Source organism: Streptomyces anandii JCM 4720, assembly GCF_014650655.1.
GTDB classification, from domain to species: domain Bacteria; phylum Actinomycetota; class Actinomycetes; order Streptomycetales; family Streptomycetaceae; genus Streptomyces; species Streptomyces anandii.
On the sequence record NZ_BMVJ01000015.1, the window covers coordinates 141,255 to 144,241 of the forward strand.

The following is a 2,987-nucleotide window of genomic DNA, read 5'->3' on the forward strand; positions in this document are numbered from 1 at the left end:
CAACCCCACCGGCCGCACCCCCGCCGCGCTGAACGCCGCGATCAAGGCCTCGCGCCATCCGGTCGTGGTCCGCGTCGACGGTCACGGGATGCTGTCGCCGGACTACATCGCCACGGCGGTGCGGCTCCTGGAGGAGACCGGCGCGCAGAACGTCGGCGGGGTCATGCACGCCGAGGGGGAGAACGACTGGGAGCACGCGGTCGCCGCCGCGATGACCTCGAGGATCGGCGTGGGCAACGCCGCCTTCCACACCGGCGGCGCGGCCGGCCCGGCCGAGACGGTGTACCTGGGCGTCTTCCGCCGTGCGGCCCTGGAGCAGCAGGGCGGCTACAACGAGGAGTTCATCCGCGCCCAGGACTGGGAGCTGAACTTCCGCATCCGCGAGGCGGGCGGCCTGATCTGGTTCTCGCCCGAGCTGCGGGTCTCCTACCGGCCCCGCCCGAACGTGAAGGCGCTGGCCAAGCAGTACAAGGACTACGGCCGCTGGCGGCACGTGGTCGCCCGCTACCACGAGGGCTCCATCAACCTGCGCTACCTGGCCCCGCCGGCCGCCGTGTGCGCGATCGCGGCCGGGATCGTGGTGGGCGCGGTGCTGACGCCCTGGGGCCTGGTGGTCCCCGGCGGCTATCTGGCGGCGATCGCGGCCGGGTCGGTGCCGGCGGGCAAGGGCCTGCCGCTGAGAGCGCGGCTGCGGATACCCGTGGCGCTGGCCACCATGCACATGTCGTGGGGCTGGGGCTTCCTGACCAGCCCGAAGTCGCTGGCGAGGAAGGTCATCGCCTCCCGTCGCCCGGCGGTCGTCACCTCGGCCTGAGACCCGCGGCGCGCACCGGTGAACGACGAGGGCCCCTCCCGTCCGGGAGGGGCCCTTCCACGCTCTCGTACGGCGGCCGGCTACCAGCGGTAGGGCGCGTACACGTCCATGCACTGGCTGTCGTCCGCCCCGTTGACGGCGTCGGAGTTCTTCGGGATGTCACCCGCCTTGGGTGCCGCCTGCTTCGGGTACGTGGCGCCGGTGCGCCAGTCCGCGCCCACGACGACCGTGACCCCGGAGACGTCCGTGGAGCGCTCCACCGAACCCGCCGGAATGCCCAGCGCCTTGGCGACCGCCTCCGCGTCGCCCTTCAGCTCGGCGCTCGGGTAGCGCACGACCGTCTGGTCCGCGGACACCGAGCCCGAGGCATCGGCCGACGCCTTGGTGAAACCTCTCTGCACCAGCGACTCGGCGACGGCTGCGGCGCGGTGCGAGACCGGGCCGAGCGTGGCCGTGCGGGTACCGTTCTGCACCGTGACGCCGATCTGGCCGGCCGGCGCGGCCGGGTCGGCGGAGGCGGCCGGCTCGGCCGTGCTCTCCTGCTTGGCGTCCGTGGGCTTGCCGTTGGCGTCGAAGGCCACGTCGTCGCGCAGCATCTGCCAGATCTTCTTGGCGTTCTCGCCGTCCGGCACCACGTGGTCGCGGTTGAGCGGGTCCTCGACGTTGGGCATCGTCGTCATGGTGATGCGGTTGGTCGGGACCGTCTTGAGCTGCATGGCCAGGTCGTAGAGCTTCTTGACCGTGCCGATCTCCTCCGAGACCTGGAGCGACTTGGTGGCCGCCTCGGCCAGGTCCATCAGCCGGCCGGTGTCGGTGAAGACGTTCTGGCCCTTGAGCGTGCGGATCATCGAGTTGAGGTACAGGTGCTGGGCCTTGGCCCGGCCGAGGTCGCTGTAGAAGGCGTGCCGGGTGCGCAGCCACTGCAGCGCCTGCTTGCCCTTGACCTTCGTCGTGCCGGCCTTCAGCTTCAGGCCCGAGCCGCCGGGCACACCGGGCAGCGGGCGGTCCCACACGTTCTGCTTGACGCACACGTCGACGCCGCCGATCGCGTCCGCCATCCTCACCACGCCGGAGAAGTCGATCGTCATCCAGTGGTCGATGTACACACCGGTGAGGTTCTGCCAGGTGGCGAGGGTGCAGCCGGCGCCGCCGCGGGCCAGCGACTCGTTGATGATGGCGTTGGTCGCCGGGTACGCCTTGCCGGTCTTGGGATCCGTGCACTTGGGGATGTCGACCCGGGTGTCGCGCGGGATGCTGACCACGGCGGCGCTCTTGCGGTCGGCGGAGAGGTGGATGAGCATCTCCACGTCGCCGAGCGGCGGGTTGCCGCGGTTGTCCCGGCTGCCGCCGAGCTCGATGTTCGCGTCGGAGTTCCGGCTGTCGGAGCCGATCAGCAGGATGTTCATCGGCGTCTGGCCGGCCGCGTTCGGCTCGGCCTTCTGCGCCTTGGAGTCGCCGCTGCTGCGCTCGCCCTTGCGGATGTTGTCGTTCAGGTGCTGGTAGTACAGGTATCCGGCGCCGGCCGTGCCGAGTATCACCACCGCCAGCACGGTCGCCGACCAGCGCAGCACCCGCCTCTTGGGGCGTCTGCCTCCCGTGCCGCGGCCCCCGTTGCCGCGATCTCCTCCGCCGTCCTGCCGGCCGCCGCCCCCCGGCGCGCTGCCGCCTCGCGGCGTGAGCGACATCGTGTCATCGACCGCAGGCCCCTCCCCGCGCAGACCGCTCTGGGTCAACTCCCCATCCTCCCCACCCTTTAGCCATCGAACAGGCCTGTCATGCGTCCTGTTAGACGCATGACAGGCCCGTCAGGTCACACGGTGCGCTCAACTGGCGCACTGAACCTTGTCCGCCGTGGACTTGTCGACCTCCGGCGCCTTCGACGGAGCCGTCAGCGACACCCCCGCCCCCTTGAAGTCCTTGCCCAGGGTCAGCGTCATCGCCGGCAGCCCCTGGGAGTTGGTGACGCTCTCGCCCGGCTTGAGCGCGGCCCCGGACAGACCCATGACGGCCGCGAGCTTGCGGGCCTGGGCCGCCTGGTCGGGCGCGTACTCGAGCGTGGTCCTGTCGAGTTCCTGGGGCGCGTTGCCCGCGTTCTCCGACTTGAGTACGCCCTCATCATTCTGCAGCCAGGTAAGAGTTTCCTGTGCGCTGCCCGCGGCGGCCCCGCCGTTGA

Annotated in this window: 3 protein-coding genes; 1 reads left to right on the forward strand and 2 read right to left on the reverse strand. The window is 71.1% G+C overall.

Annotated features, from left to right (window positions below):
- Positions 1 to 814, forward strand: an 814-nt coding sequence (locus IE249_RS25150; RefSeq protein ID WP_229859234.1) for a glycosyltransferase, incomplete at its 5' end; no start/stop codon positions are given.
- An 80-nt stretch (positions 815 to 894) separates the two neighbouring features.
- Here the strand turns inward: IE249_RS25150 and IE249_RS25155 are convergent.
- Both IE249_RS25155 and IE249_RS38460 read right to left on the reverse strand, forming a co-directional pair.
- Entirely contained in the window at positions 895 to 2,499 is a 1,605-nt protein-coding gene (locus tag IE249_RS25155) for an LCP family protein (protein WP_189708206.1), read from the reverse strand.
- 138 nt (positions 2,500 to 2,637) lie between these two features.
- The coding region (locus tag IE249_RS38460; protein ID WP_229859242.1) for a LytR C-terminal domain-containing protein at positions 2,638 to 2,987 on the reverse strand (350 nt) is incomplete at its 5' end.